We start from the raw sequence: 18,478 nt of genomic DNA, 5'->3' as shown, positions 1-18,478 counted from the left end.
ACATCATTGGTTATTACAGCCAGCTCAGACCCCACCAATATAACGGTGGCTTAACACCCAATGAATCAGAGCGATTGTTCTGGAAAAACTCCAAAACTGTGGCCAGTTTTTGTTGACCACTTCAATACAGTACCTCTTAACTGTTTTTATGTACAGTATTTTTTTTGGTGAAGAAAAGAAAAACTTCTGAAGGTTGAATTTAAATAAAAAACTTTATAAAACAATGCTCTAAATTAATAGCTATGTGTAAAACGTGAAACCTTCCGTCATGGTCATTTAGCAGTTGTCTGAGGACAATACACAACAAACACGATGTGTGCCGCATTAAAAGAATGTAATTTCTGATTCAAGCCAAGTTTTGATTGGTATTGGTCCCATAATCGTTTGATGAAAAGAAGTTATCTCACCAGCCATCATCTTTCTACGTTGTTCAAGATATTGAGAACGATTGTAAGCTCTCCTTACCTCATTTGTGTCGATTTGCAGCTAAAGCTGATTAGAAAACGTCAGAAGAATCTTCTTTTTCGTTGAGAACTGTGGAGGTTATTGATTTAATATCGTTGATATATAATCATATTTTTTGAAGGCCATACATTTCAAACGGTCTCCAGCCTTCCTGCTAACCTCCAAGATCAGTCAGGCAGCAATAGCTTTTAGCCTTTGAGCTTGCACATAGTCACTCCACCATTGCATGAGAACCACCCGTTCTGTGAGATACTCTTCACGATTGTAGGCCGCAATTATTTCATCCTTCTTCGAGTGGACAAGGGCTGCTTCTAAGACGTCTGTCCTGAACTTTCCAGACTCCTCAGCAGCCGTTCTAGCGATGGAACGCATACCGTGAGCTACAAGCTCACCTCCGAAACCCATACGGATTATGGCCGCATTAGCTGTTTGTTCATGCATATGGTTAAGAGGAGCCTTTATGCTTGGAAACACCCATTCACGATGCCCACTTATCGCTTTCATTGACCCCAAGACTCCCAAAGCTTCTTTGCTTAGTGGAACTTTGTGAGGCTTCTTCATTTTCATAAATTCAGTCGGGATGTTCCACATGCCGGTTTCTATATCAATATCTGTCCATCTTGCGCGAACCGCTTCACCGGAGCGGACCCAAGTTAGTAACTGCCATTCAATCAGTAATCGTGTCTCCATACGGACTGAGGCATTATTTAACACCATTAGGAAGCGGGGCAGTTCGTTTGGGGGCAGGGCTGGCATGTTCTGTTTCTTCGGCTTACTAAATCTCTGGGCAAGATTGTCAGCCGGATTGAATTCTATGAGTTCTTCTGTTGCTGCATAGCGGAAAATTTCATTCAGGCGGGATATGATGCGGCGAAGTGTTTCAAGGACACCTCGTTTTTCTATGGGGTCTAAATGCTGTTTAAGCATTTTAGGGCGAATCTCCTTAATGGGGGTATCACCCAACGTTGGAAAGATATTTCTCTCCAAGCTTCGCCAGATGTCTTCTGCATGGTCTTGTGAGATACCTGAGGTTTTTACCTTCTCATCTAACCATTTCCTTGCCACGGCTTGGAGAGTGTGTTCAGTAGCATTCTTTAAGGCATTAGCTTTATCGTTGTTATGGATTTGAGGATCAATGCCATTGGCAAGCAAGGAAAGGTATTCATCTCGTAGGGCTCTGGCTCTTGCCAGTGTAAGGTGAGGATATGTTCCTAAGCTCACCTTAGTTCGCTTTTTGGTCACCGGCACTGCATACCTGAAATACCAATTCTTCTTCCCTCCTTTCGAGAGGGGGGCGATTCGTAGGATCAAACCATCACCGTCAAACAAGTTGATTTCTTTGTCGGCTGGCTTGGTGCTTTTGATTTCAGTGTCAGTGAGCTTCTTAGCGATTTTTGCCATTTTGGGACCCTCGGTTTTTGGACCCTTCGTTGTGGGTCCCATTCAGGGTGCCATAAGTGATAGTTCTCAGCAATTCTCACTGGACGACAATAGACATGAAAAAGCCCGCAGAGCTTGTGCTGTGCGGGCTTAGTAGACTTCATTGTACTTCAAACAACTAAAAAGTGGTGGAGCTGGGGGAATCTGAATAAATTTGTTATCTATATAAATTAAAAGATTTTTTACTAATTCAGATTTCAGGTGTGTACCTAAACGTGTACCAATTAAAGGATCTCAGGTTCAGTAACCTTGCTCCAGCGGAGAATACTTATAGACTTAAATTTTGCTATACCGAGCTGATTGCGCTCATTTCTTGACTTTGAACCAGGTGCTATCAGAGCTGCGACTACTTCATTTCGTGATGCTTCATACATCTCAAAAGCATCATAATTTTCATCAAGCAAAACTAAAAGAACAGAATCAAATGGCTTCGATATATCAATAGCACCTATCCTCGCAGAAACTTTCTTTGGATTAGGCATGTAGCGACCTTTTATCTGAACTCTGTGTTCTTTCCCGTTAAGAATTTCAATCGCATCGTATCCAGACTGACGAGCCGAGCATAGCGACAATCCCAGAAGAGTTGCTGCTTCATATTCTGCTATTTCGCCGGTGATCCCGAGAGGTTTATTAGTTAGTTTGTAATATCTCAGTGCCACATCTTTAGCTTCATTTAATATGTTTATAATTTTATCGTCGCAATTCGAAAGCAAAGTAGTTTCCATAAAACGCCCTTAGAATTTGGCTTGCCAAGTTATGAATTAATGCGCTGTCCAGATGAGGCCGTTAGCCAGCTTGGAACTGACCTTGAAGTAACACTGCAACATCATACGCAAAAAAAGTTTTTTTGCATTTAACTGTTCACACTGTTCACCTCGATCATTTCTCATTTTAAATCATAAAGTTAAGTGGTGATGAGTTGGTGAAGAGTGAACAGTCGACTCTTCACCTTTGTGATTTTTGCGCGCTCAGGGTGAGCCGGGTCAGGCGAAGAGGGGGGGGTAAAAAGTTTTTTTAGGTTTTACTGTTCACTCTGTTCACCTTCTATTTTTATACAGTAATTTCATGGTGTTAAGTGGTGAACAGATGGTGAAGGGTGAACAGTCGATTGCTCACCTCGCGGGACAGTCAGGCATAAAAAGACCGGCGGTTGCCGGTCTGAGGTAGGTTATGTCGCTATGGATCCATCGCACTTCGGCAGCCAGTCGCCGTTGCTGTCCTCCCTGAGCGTCAGGTTGGTTTGTGTCCCCTGCTTGGTATGCCGCTTGTCATAGTTAAGCCCGTACTCTTTGAGCATCATCGGCAGCCCCAGCCCGAACATTTTCAGACTCAGCACGTGCTTGTAACCGTTGGCCTCCATATAGACCAGATAGGCGTGATAAAGATAGTTACGGGGCTGTCGCGGGATAATGTTGGCATTCCCCATAAACATCCCGTTCGTCTGCGGCAGCGCCTCCAGATAGCCGCAAAAATCGAACGTCGGGTCAGCGTCGCGCTTGATGCTGAGTGCCTCGTCGGAGTTCTGCTGTGACTGGAGCAATGTACGCGCCGTCATCGGGTCGCTGAACTGCTGCATAAGCTGGCGCACGATGATGGCCAGCTCACATGCGATTTTGTCCTTAAGCTGCGGGTCGCGCTCCTCCGGCGCAATCTGCTCCGGGAAGTGGATTATCACCCGACGACGGGACACGCCGCCGCTGCGGTCGGTGAAGCGCATCGGGTTATTGTTCACGGCCAGAATAACCGCCGGGATATAGGCCGAATAGGCATCGCGGTATTTCGGGTCGACTGACACGGCATCGCCGCCGGTGATGGCTTTAAGTCCCGCGCCGTCCCCGCTCCACTTCTCCTGGTCAGGCAGGCGTATCAGCGAGAAGCCAATCAGCGCCGCGCGCTCACGCGGGGATTCCAGCGTCTCGATGGTCGCTGACGTGGCGTTATCTTCCCCGGCGAGCAGGGTCGCAATTTCGGCCAGAATACTTTTCCCGCTCCCGCCGGGACCGGTGACTTCGAGAAAGAGCTGCCAGTCGTAGCGGTTCGCCAGCACCATAAACAGCGCGGCGAGTATCACGTCACGTTTTTCAGCGTTGCCGCTGGCCGCGCGGTCGAGCCAGCGCCAGAAATTCGGCGCGTGAGTTTCCAGCGTTTCGCCCTCGACCGGCGGGGTAAAATCCACGTCGCACAGGGTGCGCAGCCAGTGTGATTTGCTGTGCGGACTGAACACGCCGGTGAGGGTATCGAGTACGCCGTTGCGAAAGCCAATCAGACGACGTGCCGGGGCGGCCTGCTGCGGGATAATCAGTTTCAGGGTATCGACCACGGAGGCAATTCTCCCCGACGAGAACGGGGCGCGCAGGCGCTGGAACAGGCCGGCCACGTCGCGCGCAAAGTCTGACGGCGGGATAATTTTCCATGTCCCGGCTTCATAGCGGGACAGGAGCTGGCCATTGGCATCCACGGCCAGCGCTTCGCCGTAATGCTCGTGAACCCGCATCGCTTTTTCACTGGTACTCATGGCGGTAAATTCCGCCTCGCTCATGGTGTCGAACGGACTTTCAGCCGGTGGCCGGATGGCACCGTAAATCGCTTTGCGCGTGGCGTCCTCGCCCTGCTGCATAAAGGCATCATTCCAGTCACCAAATACCGGCGGGAGGGCAACGATTCCTTCACAGGCCTGTGCGGCCGCTGCGGCTTTCGTCTGGCCGTTCCCGCTGAGGTCGCGGTCGGCGGCGAGCACAATCTGACAGGCCGGATGCTTCTGACGGGCAAGGCTCGCCAGAGAAAGGAGGTTCACGGACGAGAGCGCCACCATGACGGTTTCGCCGGTCAGGTGATGCACGGTGAGCGCGGTCGCGTACCCCTCCGCTATCCACAGCCGTTTCCCGGCCTCTTTTTTCCCTTCGATAAGGTGCCATGCCCCTTTTACTGCTCCGCCTTTCAGGGTGCGTTTGAGGCCGTCAGCGTTAATGAGCTGAACGTTAACCACCGCGCCGGTATCGTCCTTGAGCGGCACGACCACATCACCAGCGCGATAACTCACGCCGCCGGTTTTGTGCGTGGTGGTCAGCGTCAGGCATTCGAGCGCAGGAAAGCCCTTGCGGGTCAGGTAGGCGTTGCCGGTGGCCGGGCGGGTTTTCTCCATCAGAGAGACCGCAAGCGTGGCAGCGACTTTGCGGCTGGCGTCGGTTTCGGCCTCAGCGACGGCGATAATGTCCTCAGCTACCGGCGGCAGACTGCCGGTCAGGGCGCTCACTTTCCCGGCGGCCTCGGAAGCCGACACGCCGAACACTTTTTCGACCAGCTTAAGCCCGTCACCCGCGCCGCACTGGTTGCAGAACCACGTCCCGCGCCCCTCTTTATCGTCAAAACGAAAGCGGTCAGAGCCGCCGCACACCGGGCAGGCCTGATGCCGGTTTTTAATGACCGGTACACCCAGCGCCGGGAGAATGCGCGGCCAGTGGCCGCACGCCTGTTTTACGGTTTCGGTTACGTTCATTTTCATCGTTATTTTCTCCCTCAGTGCACAACCGGCGCGGCGATATGACGGGCGCAGAGTTCATCCATTACGGCGAGCCCCAGAAAGGACAGCGACGGCGCTGCTTTCAGTGGACCGGCTTCCATCAAATCCTCCAGCAGCGCACAGGCAATCTGACGGCCTTTTTCCTCGCCGTGCTGGCGCAGATAAAAGCCCTCCAGCTCGGCGGCAATCGCGCTTTCCAGCGTATCGAGCGTGAGCTGCGGATAGCGATGCTGACGTTCGCACAGGGTCAGCCAGGCACAGGCCACCGCGCGGCGATACAGGGCAGCACGTAGTACAGGCGGTAAGGGCTTTTTCATACGTTAGCCTCCCCGGTCAGCCAGCGCTGATTGCAGCGTTCGACCACGCCGTCGAGCTGAACGGTCATCAGGTAAACCACGGAGGAGAGCTGCAAACGCTGCGCTGGGCTATGGCAAAGGGTGGTGCTGTCCTGCGCCTGCGACAGGTCACTGACGAGCTGGCCGACGTTGCGCAGGTGCTCAAGGCATTCAAGGTCTTTCAGGGTGATCGCGGGATGTTTCATGCATGCACCTCCGCCAGTGGCAGACGGCCAGCAAACGAGAGGATGTAATCACGAACGAGGGAACGACGTGCGGCGTTTTCATCACCGGCCACGGTGCGGAGCATACAGATACGGGGTTTACGGTCTGCGCGGCGAACAGCGGCAAACACGAAGACAAATTGCGGGTGAGACGGGGTGAGGATCGTAGCCATAAGGGCAACCTCCAATAAGTAGCGGTTAACGCCACCACCAGAGCTGCAAATCTCATGGGTGGTAGCCCGGACGGGGTTTGCAGTACCGGCCTTATTGGAAACCGGCCAGCCCGAAGGCTGCCCCGCCCGGACCACCATTATCTGAGAGGAACTATGGCGAAAACACCACAGCCCCAAAAATAGGTGTGTCAGAGCAACGACATAAAAAAACACGCTTGGCGCGTGTTGTGTCGCCAATAAGTTACACGGGCTGCAAATCCCGGCTGCCGATTTTGCGACAGCGGGAAAACTATACCTGGAAACGGCGAACGGAAGCAAGCCAGAAAAAGGGGCTTTAAGAAGAACGGCCATCATCATGCGTCGCAGCTCCGGTTACGGTCGGCGATCCGCTCGGTCATCCATGCGGTGATTTCCGACTGCGCCCAGGCCACGTTTTTACCGCCAAGCGAGATTTGTTTCGGGAAAGCCTCCCGGCTGATGAGGTCATAAACCGTGGAGCGTGACAGGCCGCACAGGTGCAGTACTTCGGGCAGGCGGATAAAACGCTCCTGAACAGCGTCAGAAAACGGCATCGGCGGGGCGACAGGCGCAGAAGACGGGGAAGAAAAAGCGGTGTGCATCGGGCTACCTCATAAAGTCCATACAGTGCCGGTCGTGTCCGTCCGGCCTCGGGTAGCGCTCTATTTTGTGAATATTTTCGCTCAGGGCAACAAGTCATTTCGTATCAGCAGACCATACAACTGTATGAATTTTATACCGTGGACGCTGCTGGTCTATATTGGCCCTTATTGGCCCTTATTGGCCTTTATTGGCCGTTGTTGGCAAGGTCGATAAGTTAAAAATGAAATATATAGACACTCTTTTATTCCCAATGAATCTAAAAGACTTAAAGAGTGCCAGTGGTCGATAAATGCTCAGGGTGAACAGTGGTGAACAGACGGTGAACAGTCAGATTCTCAACTGTTCACCCTTTAACTTACTGTATTACTTATATTTTTATTAAAGGTGAACAGTGGTGAATAGTTAACAGTAAAAAAACAAACAGAGAGGGTGATTTTCCTGCGACCTTTCTCTGGCCAGCCTGCTTTTGAAAGTCCCGTCTGTGCCATTCCTGCCACAACGGCAATGAGTCGAGTTGTTGTGTGGCGCACGGCAGAATCTCCTCAACCTGACACGACTGAGGAGACACACCATGACCACTACCATCCCTGATTACCTGACACCGGCATTCCAGCAACTGGACGCGGCCAGAGCCGCCCATCTCGAAAACGCCCGTCAGATGGATGACACCACCACGGCGATGACCCGAACCGCAGAGCAGAAAGCAGAGCTCGAAAAGGAAAGCGGCAACGAGGCCAGCGGATGGCGCGCGGCATTCCGTGCCGGTGGTGCGTTGCTGACGGACGAGCTGAAACAGCAGCATCTGGCGCGTGTGGCTTCCCGTGAGCTGGCGCAGGAATGCGACCATCTGGCTGAGGTGCTGGCCTATGACAGCGACCGCCTGAAAGCCTCCTGTGACATTACCGCCAGAGAATACCGTCAGGCGCATCACAATGTGCTGAGCGAGTACGCCGGAAAAGAGCTGGATAACGCGCTGCGTGAGACGTGCGGGGCGCTTGTCCGGGCGATGAAACTGAAAATGCTGGCGCTGGGGAACCCGCTTGCGAACACCGTCGGGATTCAGGGCTATGTCGAACCCGATAAAGCGGTCATGCAGGAGGTAAAAGTGTGGCTTGAGCGTGCGGTGAAGGACTGTCACATCCGTCTGGCGGATGAGCCGGTGCTGTTTAAAGCCGGGCTGTCGGCTGAGACACTGGCGCACATGAATTACGGTGTGGCAGTGACCAACGGCCAGCGTCAGGCCTACTTTAACAAACTGCGTGAGCGTGAGGCTGACCTGAAAGCGCGGGGGGTGCTGGAATGATGCACTGTCCGTTCTGCAAAAAAGCGGCGCATGCGCGTACAAGTCGGTATCTCTCAGATAACGTCAAACAGCGCTACCACCAGTGCATCAATATCGAATGCTCAGCCACTTTTCGCAGCATCGAGTCGATTGAAGAAATTATCCGGTCACCTTTTGAAAGCTTAAAGCCTCAGACCGTGCCGGATATCCCGATGTCGCCCCGTATGGTAAAGGGTTGTTACAGCTCACCGTTCCGCCATAATCAGGAGAAACGCTCATGACCACCGTGACGCTACAGCAGGCTTTTGAAGCCTGTCAGAACAACAAAACCACCTGGCTGAATCGTAAACAGGAGCTGGCCGACGCCGAACAGGAATACCGCGAGCTTATCGCCACCGGTGATGACAGCCGCACCCGGAGTCTGCAAACCCTGCGCGAGATTATCGACGTGAAAAAGTGGGAAATGAATCAGGCGGCTGGTCGCTATATTCGCTCGCATGAGAACGTGCAGCGCATCAGTATCCGCAACCGGCTGAATGATTTTATGCAGGCGCACGGCGCAGAGCTGGCCGCCGCGCTTGCGCCCGAATTAATGGCTTATAACAGCCAGAATCCCGCCGTCACGCACTGCGTGATGCAGCATTCAGTCGATTACCTGCGTGAGGCGCTGTCGGGGTGGCTGGCCGCCGGTGAAAAAATTCATTATTTCGCACAGGATAATGACATTTTAACGGCTATCGGATTCAGACCTGACGCGGCTTCGCGGGATGATAATCGTGAAAAATATACACCCGCACAAAACCAGAATTACGTAAATAAACGCGCAGAACTGGCCGCGCAGTAGCCGTCAGAAAATCCCCGTAAATCCCGCCATTTTTACCGAATTAAGCCATGCATGCGTAAGGTGCATGGTTTTGCATGCGTTTTCACACCCCCGCCACTCTCGCCAGCGCCAGCTCTGGCGCGGTCTAGGGCTGCTCTTGCACTTGCATTAAAAGCGGCCCCTTAAGCGTGCAGGCGTGGCGGGGAGAGCATTGCGCGCTAGATGAGTTGACTTCTATTTTCAATATCAAAACATTAGGGAGTATTTATTCGATGTGTTTTGGGATATTAAAAGCCAATCATAGGCTTAATATTCGTATAAGAAAAATCATAGCCACAATAAGAGTGGCTATGGGCGGGGGGAGGCGGCTTATGAATAAGGGGTTAGGATCTTATTTTTTTTTATGATACGTTTGCTCCAGTGGTCTGTAATATTTTGAGTGAAGTCTGGACGGACAATTTTCGACCTGAAGTCAACTGCTTCGGTAGATTCTATTCTCAAGTATATACCTTCAGCTGTTTCATCACTAAACTTTGACTTTCTTATAAAGGACATAAGTTTATTAGCTTCAAATATACCCTCACCAAGAAAGGGAACGCAATGAAGATTTATACCTGATATTATTTTATTCCTTTTTTCGTAAGGCAGGAATGCATGTCTTTTTTTATCAAAAACATCAAAGACCAAATAATAATCAGGAAGACTATTATAGTATATGGAGTGCTTTGCATAACACCACTCGCCAAATATAATATATTGATCACGGATGCAATCAAAGATTTTATCTTGGTTGACTGCTAACCAGTCAGGTATGTATTTCCATTGTCCATTGAAAGGTGGATATAGAAAAGAACCTCTATTTTGGAGTATTAAGTCAGCATTAGCATTAAAGGAAATCCCTAGGTTGGCGCCATCAATTTTTTCTTCTATTACGGTTTTTCTAGTGGAAAATAATGACCGTTCATTATCCGAAATTATTTTATCCCCCCTTAAATTAGGGTGATGAAATACATGTGGTGTGGAAGGGAATTTGTAGAGTTCATCTTCCATTTGGGAATTTCCTATTATATATATCACTTATAAATTTTTCGTCAGCAAAATGAACCTTTATACCAACATCAGCAAGTGGTTCCTTCCACCCCCACCATTTGCTATCGGTTGCTTGAAAAATAGGCGGTTTTTTTGGATGCGCAAAAGAGGTTGCTACAAATTTCCGATCGGACAAGTCAAAATTTGTGAGGTCTTGATGCACAGGAAACTCCTCATAACTAGTTCCTGATTTTGTAATTTTGACCATGTTTTCAACAGGGAATGTCCATTGATTTGTATAAATCCACTTCATAAATTTATCGCCAATGCCGGGAGCACCACTCATGTTTAAATTTGAACGATACTCCTCAACAATCTCTTGTCCTTCATCAATTACTAACCCACCGTTTTCAATCACCTTCTCTATTATTTCGACACATTCCAGTACACATTTAAGCATGTCATCCGGAATTTTATTAATATCAATATGCTTATTAGCTGTAACAGCTACATTTGTATCAACGAGAAAAGCTTTGGGTAATTTACTCATTTTGATGAGCCCTCTCTTTCTTTTATTCTCCTTTTTAATGCTGATTTTGCCTGTTCTGCAATATCAGTTAACTCATCTCCAAAGAAATTATCTGGCCAATTAAGAATGTTACCAAAAACATCAATTTTCAATGGAGTTAATTTAGGCGCTGCCGATGATAAATCAGAGAAGTAAGCGGAAACTTCTTCTGATTTTAGTGTATCCTCAGCAATTCTTCTTTGTAGTCTGCGCAGGAAATGTTCTGAGTGAGTTTCTATGATTAATTGGATGTCTCTTGGTTTACCGTTTTCTCGAGAGCGAATGACATCTATCATAACATCAGCAAGTACTGATTGTGCTTTGGGATGTAAATGAATCTCGGGTTGTTCCATCAGTATTATGGAACCGGGCTGAGCATAAAAACATTGCACTAACACTGGTAGAACTTGGGAGACTCCAAATCCCACGTCTGGAAGATCAACCCATTGCCTAGATCCTTTTGTTTTGACCTTTACTTCATATTCTTGACGATGTTCTGAAATGGCTTTTACAGAAAAACTATCGATCAAGTCCATTTGTTTTAATTTTTCAGCAATAATTTCTTCTAATGGTTTGTTTTTCTTTTTATAAGCAAGTCCAATCCTTCTTTCTTTTGATGAAAGAAGTGCAGAAATAGCATTTTCGCCAGCATAACCTACGCTTTCAGGTGAGATTCCAGTCCAAGGATATAATCGCTCAGGTTTATTTCTCATAGGACCTAAATAGCATACTGAGCGGAATAATTTTTCATGCATCAAATTTATATCTTGGACGAAATCAGCATTTTGATGGTAAGCGACAACCTCTTCAGGAAAACCATAAAACCTAACTAAATCTTTTATGGCCCATACCCTACCTTTTTGACGTGTAAGTGTAAAGTTGTTGGTTTTAATCTTATAATTTGATTTTGTATCGCGAATAAGTCCGATAGATACATCATCTTTATTTTTTTTGGAAAATGTATATGAGAAACTACTGACATATAAACCATTGGTTTCAGAGTTGAATGATATCTCAGAGCGAAATTTACACGTATCAGAGGAGGATATGATGCTGTCCAAGCTTAACTTTGAATATTGGTCATCAATTGACCAAGAATATTCAAAAGAAATACTCTTATTAACATCTCTCATGTTAACCATATCTTGGAATGAACCCAACTGAACCGCCGAATTTTTTCCTCCGGGATAGAACGGAGTTTTCCTGTCAGATGACTCAACTGTCTGTTTAAGCATCATTAGCAATTGGCCGATACTTGATTTACCAGAGCTATTCGTCCCAAAGAAAAGAGTAATAGGTGACATTTTGATTTCACCGGTATCAGTCCAAACCTTAAAGTTTTCCATCTTTAATGTTTTAAACATTTTTCATCCTTATTTTATAAATTGAGTCATGGCAGCTTTTTTTATTTCTTCGCCCCACCAAACTAATAAATCTGAACGCTGTTTTAAATATTGTGCGTGGTTATATGCCCTTCTGACTTCATTTTTATCTGTATGCGCCAGAGATGCTTCAATTATATCTGCATTGAAGCCAGCTTCATTCATAGCGGTGCTAGCTATAGCACGTAATCCATGTGCCACTAACTTACCACCATAACCAATGCGTTTCAAAGCGGCATTGGCCGTTTGGCTGTTCATCGGTTCCTTTGGGTCATTCCGGCTTGGGAATATATGTTCTCGAATTGAACTTATAGGCTTCATCACCTGCAAAATCTCTAACGCATGAGGCGACAAAGGAACAATGTGTTCACGCTTCGCCTTCATTCTCTCGGCTGGTATCGTCCAGAGCTTTTTATCGAGATCGATCTCTTCCCATCGGGCACCTGAAGCCTCAGAAGGGCGTGTTAATGTCAGGAGCTGCCATTCAATAAGACATCGAGTCGAAATAGACAGGTTTGACATGACTAAAGAACGCATTAGCTTTGGTAATTCTTCAGGCTGTAACGTAGGCATGTTTTGCTTTTTCGGCCGCTCAAATGCCATACCTACGCCTGATGCAGGATTGGCATCAAGCAAGCCAGTATTAACTGCGTAAATCATTATCTCGTTGATACGCTGAACTAGGCGACGAACCGTCTCCAATGCTCCACGCGCTTTGATTGGCTCCAACGCCTCGATGATCGTTCTGGCTTTGATCTCCTGAACAGGTATCCCGCCAATAGCAGGAAATACATCCTTATCTAAGGAGCGCCAAATGTCTTTTGCATAATCCGGTGTGACACCTTTGCTCTTAAGCTGGAACCAATTGGTAGCAACAGTAGAGAAAATGCTGTCCAACTCTATTTGGCGCTGTTCTGAAACCATTTCTTGTTGCTGCTGAGGGTCTATACCCTGTGCTAGTAGAGACAAATGCTGATCGCGTATCTGACGTGCTGCTGCAAGTGTAAGGGCAGGATATGCGCCAAGGCTCAGATTTGTACGGCTGATACTGTTTGGTCGCTGGTAGCGAAAACGCCAAAGCTTTTTACCAGAGGTTTTAATGAGTAAGAACAGGCCGTCACCATCATGCAAGGTGAAGTCTTTTTCGCGGGGTTTAGCTTTAAGAATTTCATTGTTTGTGAGGGGGCGTGTGATGCGCGCCATGTCTGGATCCCTTCCATAATTGGTACACGTTTATTGGACCACAGTATAGCGTGTACCTAAACGTGTACCAATTTTTACTGGATTCAGGCGGATCGTCTCGGACGATTACAGACACAAAAAAGCCCGCAGGGCTTGCGCCGTGCGGGCTTTCAGGACTTCTACGGATGACTCTGGAATCATCTTCGAAGGATTTTGGTGGAGCTGGCGGGAGTTGAACCCGCGTCCGAAATTCCTACGTCCTCGGTACTACATGCTTAGTCAGTCTTTACATTCGCCGGGCAGCTGCGGACAGACACGCCACTACCAGACTAGCCTGATTAGTTTTAGCGATTTCACCCCAGGCAGGATGTCCACGCGATCTCTTTTGGGTTTGACCTCTCTTGATCCCCGTCTTAAGAGCGGAAGCTAGGGAGAGAGGGCTCTTAGCAGGTTATTAAGCTGCTAAAGCGTAGTTTTCGTCGTTTGCGACTATTTTTTTGCGGCTTTTAACGAGGCAAACCGCCCCTCGGCATGCACCTTGGGTTTCGCAAATCCCGTCGAATCCAGAATCAGCCCCAATGTGTTCCAGTCAGTATAACAGACCTTTTGCCCCCAGCGCCACCGCTATAACCCGCGTAAACGCTCACTTATCGCTCACGTAACGCCTCTTTCGCGCGGTTGAATGGCTTGATCAGGTAATCCATGATGGTTTTTTCACCGGTTTTGATGTCGACGCTGGCGACCATCCCCGGCGAGATGGAGAACTTATGCCCGCGCTTGTTGGCCAGATAATCCTGATGGGTGCGGATAAACACCCGATAGTAAACAATTTCAGGCTTCACTTTGTCCTGAATCGTGTCGGGCGAAATGGTCTCGACTTCGCCCTCCAGCCCGCCGTAAATGGCGTAATCGTAAGCGGTGATTTTGACCAGCGCCCGCTGTCCGGGGTGGATAAACGCGATATCGCGCGGGGAGAGGCGGGCTTCAATCAGCAGATGATCGTCGACGGGGACGATCTCCATCATTTCCCCGTTCGGTGGGATGACGCCGCCGATGGTCGTCACCTGGATATTTTTCACAATCCCGCGCATCGGTGAGCGCACGGTCATTCGCGTGACCGAGTCTTCCCGGCCTTTAATGATCGACGACAGCATGTCGACTTCGGCATTGGCCTTCGACAACGCCTCGCGCGCCTGCACGTAATACTGCGAGCGTAAATCGGTGATTTTCAGGCCGAGGTCACTTTTCTCGCGCTGCAAACGCAGCACTTCCACATGGCTCGCCGCGCCGCTTTTTTGCAGTCGTTCGGTGATGGAAAGTTCTTTATTCACCGAGTTCAGCGCGTCCTGAAGATCGGCCTGCGAGTCGATGAGCTGCGCGCGACGCGATTTATACAGCCGGGTTTCCTGGGCGATCAGGTCCGGCCAGGCATTGAGCGAGGCGGGAAACTTGAGCGGCAGGTCGTTCACCTCGGCATTCAGACGCACGCTGGAGGCCAGCGAGGCCCGGTAGCGGGCGGCACTTTCGCCGACGTTAGACTCTGAGCGGGTCGGGTCCAGCCGCGCCACCACTTGCCCGGCCTGCACTTTGTCGCCTTCGTGAACCAACAGCTCGGTGAGCACTCCGCCGTCGAGCGACTGCAACACCTGTTCGCGTGAGCTGGGGATAACCTTCCCGGTGCCGGTCGAGACTTCGTCGAGTTGACCAAACCACGCCCACGCGCCGAGCAGTAAAAACAGGGCGGCAGAGAGCAGCACGATTTTAGTGGCGCCGGAAAATTCATTCTCCCGACGAATGTCGAGGTCGTCCATGGCGACATCACGCTGACTGGTTTTCATTGTTCCACCCCCGTCCATTGGTCGTTCCCGGAGCCGGTGTGCGGCTGTTATTCATTGCCTGAGCTTTCGGGGCATCCATCACCAGCTGGCCTTCTTTTAGCACCACCACGCGATCTACCAGATCCAGCACCGGCACGCGATGGGTGGCGACAATCAGCGTCCGGTTGCCGAGCCAGTTGCCGAGGCGCTGAATAAACTCCCGCTCGGTGTGTTCATCCAGCGAGGCGCTCGGTTCATCGAGCAGGACGATATTTGGCGAACGGAGCAGCATTCGGGCCAGCAGAATCGCCTGGCGCTGGCCGCCTGACAGCCCGTTGCCGCCTTCCATGATGGGGTGATCTAATCCCTTCGGCAGGCGTTTAACAAAGCTATCGGCCCCGCAGATTTCCAACACCTCAAAGATCGCTTCATCGCTGGCGTGCGGCGCGCCGAGGGTTAAGTTCTCGCGCAGGGTGCCGAAGAACAGTCGCGCGTTCTGGCTGAGAAAACCGATGTTGCGGCGCAGGTCGGCCATGTCGATTTGCGAGATGCTGAGGTTATCGAGGCGCAGGTCGCCGTTGACGATTTCAACCCCGCCCGCCAGGGCCTGCAACAGCGTGGATTTGCCCGCGCCGTTGCGCCCGAGCAGGGCCACGCGTTCTCCGGGCAAAATCTCAAGCCGCGAGATACGCAGCGGCACCCGCTGATCTTCGTGGTGGTAGCGGAAATGCGCATTCTCAAAAACGTAGTGGCCGTGGAAAATTTCCTGATGCACCAGGCTTTCATCGCGCTGGGTTTCGGTCGGCAACTGCATGATGCTGTCGAGCCCCATTTTGGCGGCTTTTACCTGCTGCCAGCGGGCCAGCACGCCGCATAGCCCGGCCATGGGGGCAATCATCCGTGATGCCAGCATCGAGGCGGCCACCACCGACCCGGTGGTCAGGTCACCCTCGATCACCAGCGGTGCGCCGAACAATATTACTGCCGCATACACCAGGCTTTGCACCGACATACCCCAGCCAATCAGGCCCTGCGTCACTTTGCGGGTGCGCAGGCCAGATTCTCCGGTAATGCGAATGTAGCTGTTCCACTGCTGCAAAAAACGGTTCTCCGCCTGCATCAGCTTGATGTCCTCCAGCCCCTGCACGCTCTCCACCAGCACCGCATTACGCAGGGTGGATTCATGCGCCGACTGGTTCGCCAGGATCGCCAGTTTTTTTTGTAAAAGCAGGCCCGGGAGTACCATCATTATCGCGGCCACCGGGGCTATCCACGACAGCTGCGGGGCGATGATCCCCAACACCACCACGAACAGGAAGAAGAACGGTAAATCGACCAGCGTGGAAAGGGTCGAGGAGGTGATCATCTCGCGGATTTGTTCCAGCTCGCGCAACTGGGAGATAAAGCTGCCGGTGGAGCGGGGCACTGCGCTGTTCCGCAGCCGTAGGGCGTGGCTGAACACCCGGTCAGAAATGCGCATGTCGGCGCGTTTGCCGAGCACGTCCATGATGTGGGTTCGCGCCTCCCGCAGCAGGAATCCGAATATCACCGAGATAAGCACCCCGGTTGCCAATACGTACAGCGTCGGGTAGGACTGCGCCGGGATCACCCGGTCGTAGACCTGCATCGAAAAGACGATCCCGGCCAGCGATAGCACGTTCACCAAAAATGCGGCGATCATCACCGGGATGTACGGCCGTAAATCCTGTAACACCAGCCCCTTCATCCAGTCGGGGCTGAAGCGGGAGACGTAGGTATCGACGCGGCTGTCCTTCAGCGCCGAGAGCGGGCGCAGGGCAGCCACATATTTCACCGATGACAACAGTTCGCTGGCGACCACCCGGTTACTTTCGCTGTCGCCGTCAATCATGAACACGTCGACCGCATCGTCGCCGTTGAAGTGCTCGATGACCGCCAACTGGCCATCTTCGAGTTCCGCCACCACCGGTAGTCGCCATTGGCTGAAGGCGTGTTCGGTCAGGGTGAGCAGGTGGAATGAGAGTCCAGCCTGACGCGCAAGCTGCGTTAGTGCTGGCGTGCGGTTTTTGCCTTTAAACCACGGGGCGTTGGCCTGAATCGCGCCCGGTGAACAGACCACCCGATAGTGGGCGGCGACGTGACCGATGGCCAGCGCCCAGTTGCTGAGGGCGCGATCGCTGATTAGTTCTTCAACAGGAGGAGCGGCACGGGTCATGGCTGGATCTCCACGGACTGGATGCTGCGATTATTTAAGCCAAAAGCCTGGCGTATCGTGCCGGTGTTATACAGGCAGTCAAGCTGTAGCTGATGGAGCTGGCTCTGCGTTTGCAGCTCTGCAAAGCGCGCCTGATACACTTCCTGTTCGGCGTTGAGCACATCCAATAACGGGCGGGAACCAAGGTCGAGATACTGCTGCTGATACAGTTCGCGGGTGCGTTCGCTGAGCTGCTGCTGGCGGCGCAAAATCTGCAACGCGCTGGCGAGATTCAGCGACTGACTGCGGGCTTCCAGCAGTTTTTGCCGGACGTCGAGCCGGGTGCGCTGGATGGTGGACTGCGCCGACTCCACCGCATGGCTGGCGGCATCGCGTCGGGCGGTGAGGCCGCCCCCCTGATAAATCGGCATTTCGACCTTCACCCATGTCGAATATTGCGTTCTATCCAGCACCTCATTGCTCGGATATTTGTCGTTGAGGTAATGCTGAACCGACGGCTCCAGCGAGATGGTGGGGGTCATTTGCGCGTTGGCGTAATCCAGATTGGCCTGTGCGGCACTGGCCCCAGCCCAGGCGGCAAGCACCGACGGAACCAGCCGGTCTTCCGGTTTCGCCATCATGCAGCTCTGTTCAAGCTTCGCCGGAAAATCACTGCTGATGTCGTTCAGGGTATTCCAGCCCAGCAGGGTCATCAGGTTGGCCTGTGAACTCTCGAGATTGGCCTGATATTGCACCATTTGCGAACGGGCGGATTCGATACGGGCGTTGGTTTGCACCACATCCGAAAGAGAGGTGGCCCCTTCATCGTTACGCTGTTCGGTGAGCTTACCGATACTGTTGAGCGCATTCAGCTGTGCTTTGGCGGCCTCCACCATCTGCTGCCAGGACTGCACCTGCACCATGGCGACGGCGGTGTCGTGGGCGACATTGTCGATACTCAGCAGCACATTGGCCTGCTCCTGCGCGGCTCCGGCGGTTTCGGCCCGCACCTGGCTTGATACTTTGCCGAAGTCATACAGCATTTGCGAAAGCGACAGCACCAGCGACGGGCTGTAGCCGTTGTTGGTGTATGTGTTGCTGTAGCCGTTGTTCATGCCCGCGCTTATCTGCGGGTAATACTTCGATTTGGCGACGTTAATCTGCTCGTTTTGTGACTGCAGTTTACCGATCGCCTCCCGGATAGCCGGGTGCCAGTTAACCGAGCGATTCACGGCGTTGCCCAGCGTCAGCGTGCCGGGCGCGGCGGTACTCAGGGGAAGTTCAGCGGCGGAGCCATCGAGCGATGGCAATCCTTGCTCGTTGGCCAGTCCTTCAGAACTGATAGTTTGTGGCTCATCTTCGGCATACACCTGAATGGAACAGAGGTGGAATGCCAGCAATAATGCGACAGGCGCTCTTCTTCCCATATTGTATCCCTTTTAAA

The 18,478-nt window shown here is 51.2% G+C and carries 18 protein-coding genes and 1 other RNA gene; 3 read left to right on the top strand and 16 right to left on the bottom strand.

The window, feature by feature from the left end; translation table 11 throughout:
• Positions 1-636: 636 nt before the first annotated feature.
• The 8 genes from ACG0Z5_RS18475 to ACG0Z5_RS18440 form a co-directional block, all read right to left on the bottom strand.
• A complete protein-coding gene (locus ACG0Z5_RS18475; protein WP_394450026.1) occupies positions 637-1,866 on the bottom strand; it encodes an integrase domain-containing protein in 1,230 nt (409 codons plus the stop codon).
• 263 nt (positions 1,867-2,129) lie between these two features.
• Entirely contained in the window at positions 2,130-2,630 is a 501-nt protein-coding gene (locus ACG0Z5_RS18470; protein WP_394450024.1) for a DUF6998 domain-containing protein, read from the bottom strand.
• A gap of 443 nt (positions 2,631-3,073) precedes the next feature.
• Positions 3,074-5,407 (bottom strand): primase-helicase zinc-binding domain-containing protein, encoded by a 2,334-nt coding sequence (locus tag ACG0Z5_RS18465; protein WP_394450022.1) that lies wholly within the window; start codon positions 5,405-5,407, stop codon positions 3,074-3,076.
• 14 nt (positions 5,408-5,421) lie between these two features.
• The gene (locus tag ACG0Z5_RS18460) at positions 5,422-5,742 is read right to left on the bottom strand and encodes a DUF5375 domain-containing protein (protein WP_394450020.1); all 321 of its coding nucleotides are present in this window, start codon (positions 5,740-5,742) and stop codon (positions 5,422-5,424) included.
• Positions 5,739-5,966 carry a hypothetical protein gene (locus ACG0Z5_RS18455; protein WP_393969257.1) on the bottom strand — a complete coding sequence of 76 codons (228 nt, stop codon included), beginning with the start codon at positions 5,964-5,966 and terminating at the stop codon, positions 5,739-5,741. Before ACG0Z5_RS18455 ends, ACG0Z5_RS18460 begins: the two co-directional genes overlap by 4 nt.
• Positions 5,963-6,514: a host cell division inhibitor Icd-like protein gene (locus tag ACG0Z5_RS18450; protein WP_394450018.1), complete on the bottom strand. Its 552-nt coding sequence runs from the start codon at positions 6,512-6,514 to the stop codon at positions 5,963-5,965. Before ACG0Z5_RS18450 ends, ACG0Z5_RS18455 begins: the two co-directional genes overlap by 4 nt.
• Positions 6,511-6,777 carry a helix-turn-helix transcriptional regulator gene (locus ACG0Z5_RS18445; protein ID WP_015960100.1) on the bottom strand — a complete coding sequence of 89 codons (267 nt, stop codon included), beginning with the start codon at positions 6,775-6,777 and terminating at the stop codon, positions 6,511-6,513. The genes ACG0Z5_RS18450 and ACG0Z5_RS18445 overlap by 4 nt, the downstream gene beginning before the upstream one ends.
• A gap of 351 nt (positions 6,778-7,128) precedes the next feature.
• On the bottom strand, positions 7,129-7,308 hold the full coding sequence (locus tag ACG0Z5_RS18440; RefSeq protein WP_394450016.1) for a hypothetical protein: 180 nt from the start codon (positions 7,306-7,308) through the stop codon (positions 7,129-7,131).
• A 41-nt stretch (positions 7,309-7,349) separates the two neighbouring features.
• Between ACG0Z5_RS18440 and ACG0Z5_RS18435 the strand changes: the two genes are divergently transcribed.
• Genes ACG0Z5_RS18435 through ACG0Z5_RS18425 form a run of 3 tightly spaced genes read left to right on the top strand, consistent with a single transcriptional unit; the run spans position 7,350 to position 8,904 of the window.
• Positions 7,350-8,081 carry a glycoprotein 3 gene (locus tag ACG0Z5_RS18435; RefSeq protein ID WP_394450014.1) on the top strand — a complete coding sequence of 244 codons (732 nt, stop codon included), beginning with the start codon at positions 7,350-7,352 and terminating at the stop codon, positions 8,079-8,081.
• On the top strand, positions 8,078-8,341 hold the full coding sequence (locus ACG0Z5_RS18430; protein WP_394450012.1) for an ogr/Delta-like zinc finger family protein: 264 nt from the start codon (positions 8,078-8,080) through the stop codon (positions 8,339-8,341). The genes ACG0Z5_RS18435 and ACG0Z5_RS18430 overlap by 4 nt, the downstream gene beginning before the upstream one ends.
• Positions 8,338-8,904: a phage polarity suppression protein gene (locus ACG0Z5_RS18425; RefSeq protein WP_394450010.1), complete on the top strand. Its 567-nt coding sequence runs from the start codon at positions 8,338-8,340 to the stop codon at positions 8,902-8,904. Before ACG0Z5_RS18430 ends, ACG0Z5_RS18425 begins: the two co-directional genes overlap by 4 nt.
• Positions 8,905-9,252: 348 nt before the next feature.
• Here the strand turns inward: ACG0Z5_RS18425 and ACG0Z5_RS18420 are convergent, their stop codons facing one another.
• From ACG0Z5_RS18420 to ACG0Z5_RS18385, 8 genes are all read right to left on the bottom strand, one after another.
• A complete protein-coding gene (locus ACG0Z5_RS18420) occupies positions 9,253-9,933 on the bottom strand; it encodes an RNA ligase family protein (protein ID WP_394450008.1) in 681 nt (226 codons plus the stop codon).
• Positions 9,923-10,462, bottom strand: coding sequence for a hypothetical protein (locus ACG0Z5_RS18415; RefSeq protein ID WP_394450006.1), 540 nt, complete (start codon positions 10,460-10,462; stop codon positions 9,923-9,925). The genes ACG0Z5_RS18420 and ACG0Z5_RS18415 overlap by 11 nt, the downstream gene beginning before the upstream one ends.
• The gene (locus tag ACG0Z5_RS18410) at positions 10,459-11,844 is read right to left on the bottom strand and encodes a DUF3696 domain-containing protein (RefSeq protein ID WP_394450004.1); all 1,386 of its coding nucleotides are present in this window, start codon (positions 11,842-11,844) and stop codon (positions 10,459-10,461) included. Before ACG0Z5_RS18410 ends, ACG0Z5_RS18415 begins: the two co-directional genes overlap by 4 nt.
• Positions 11,845-11,853: 9 nt before the next feature.
• Positions 11,854-13,065, bottom strand: a complete 1,212-nt coding sequence (locus ACG0Z5_RS18405; protein ID WP_394450002.1) for an integrase domain-containing protein — start codon at positions 13,063-13,065, stop codon at positions 11,854-11,856.
• Positions 13,066-13,258: 193 nt separating this feature from the next.
• Positions 13,259-13,621: a transfer-messenger RNA gene (gene ssrA, locus ACG0Z5_RS18400) on the bottom strand.
• Positions 13,622-13,691: 70 nt separating this feature from the next.
• Positions 13,692-14,855: an HlyD family efflux transporter periplasmic adaptor subunit gene (locus tag ACG0Z5_RS18395; RefSeq protein ID WP_394450032.1), complete on the bottom strand. Its 1,164-nt coding sequence runs from the start codon at positions 14,853-14,855 to the stop codon at positions 13,692-13,694.
• Positions 14,856-14,862: 7 nt separating this feature from the next.
• A complete protein-coding gene (locus ACG0Z5_RS18390) occupies positions 14,863-17,055 on the bottom strand; it encodes a type I secretion system permease/ATPase (protein WP_394450000.1) in 2,193 nt (730 codons plus the stop codon).
• Complete coding sequence (locus ACG0Z5_RS18385) at positions 17,052-18,461, bottom strand: TolC family outer membrane protein (RefSeq protein WP_394449998.1); 1,410 nt, start codon at positions 18,459-18,461, stop codon at positions 17,052-17,054. Before ACG0Z5_RS18385 ends, ACG0Z5_RS18390 begins: the two co-directional genes overlap by 4 nt.
• Positions 18,462-18,478 lie beyond the last annotated feature (17 nt).

Origin of the sequence: Scandinavium sp. M-37, from assembly GCF_043558715.1 — a bacterium.
Classification (GTDB): Bacteria; Pseudomonadota; Gammaproteobacteria; order Enterobacterales; family Enterobacteriaceae; genus Scandinavium; species Scandinavium vulneris_A.
Note: the sequence above shows the minus strand (reverse complement) of the source record. Positions and strands in the feature narration are given on the sequence as shown.